Source organism: Mesorhizobium sp. M7A.F.Ca.CA.004.04.2.1 (genome assembly GCF_004022825.1).
Taxonomy (GTDB): domain Bacteria; phylum Pseudomonadota; class Alphaproteobacteria; order Rhizobiales; family Rhizobiaceae; genus Mesorhizobium.
Window position 1 is genome coordinate 1 of sequence record NZ_RZPH01001716.1, and the last position, 542, is coordinate 542.

A 542-nucleotide genomic window follows, 5' to 3' on the forward strand; every position below is an offset into this window, starting at 1 on the left:
GTCTGCTGCAGCGTCGTGCGCGAATGGCTGAATTGGAGTGAGCCCAGTGAATTCTGAAACAATCGAGATCTACCATCCACGTGGTGTTTTGAATTTGGGCCAATGGGACATTGGCGGTCTCAAGCTCAAAGTCTATGGCCTCGTCGCAGACAACAAGAAGGTCGACGGACCCATGGTGACCCTGGCACAGTCATTCGTGCGACAGGAGGTTCTGCCGCGTGTGGTGGACGAGGGTGACGACAATGGCATGGGCTTTGTGATTATTCATCCTGGCGAGCTGGGTGTTTCCATCTCGGTTCACTGGTGGATACAAGGTTCGGTGCTTTGTCAGCATATCTATCGGAAGCTGTATTCCGCCGCCGAACCGATGGATACGGTAAAGAGATCTGTTGTTGCCTGTGTTTGGGAATTGGCTCTGATAAATGCCGAGCAGGAAGCTTGGCGAAAAACGATGATGAAAAGCGAGCCCAGTCCGTCAGGATACATGGACGCTCGAGCTGGCTTCGAAGCTGCATAGAGACCGCCCATGATCGACTATGGCG

The 542-nt window shown here is 53.3% G+C and carries 1 protein-coding gene; it reads left to right on the top strand.

Annotated features, from left to right (window positions below; translation table 11 throughout):
- The first annotated feature begins 46 nt into the window (after nt 1-46).
- Entirely contained in the window at nt 47-517 is a 471-nt protein-coding gene (locus tag EN893_RS39775) for a hypothetical protein (RefSeq protein WP_127271127.1), read from the top strand.
- Nucleotides 518-542 lie beyond the last annotated feature (25 nt).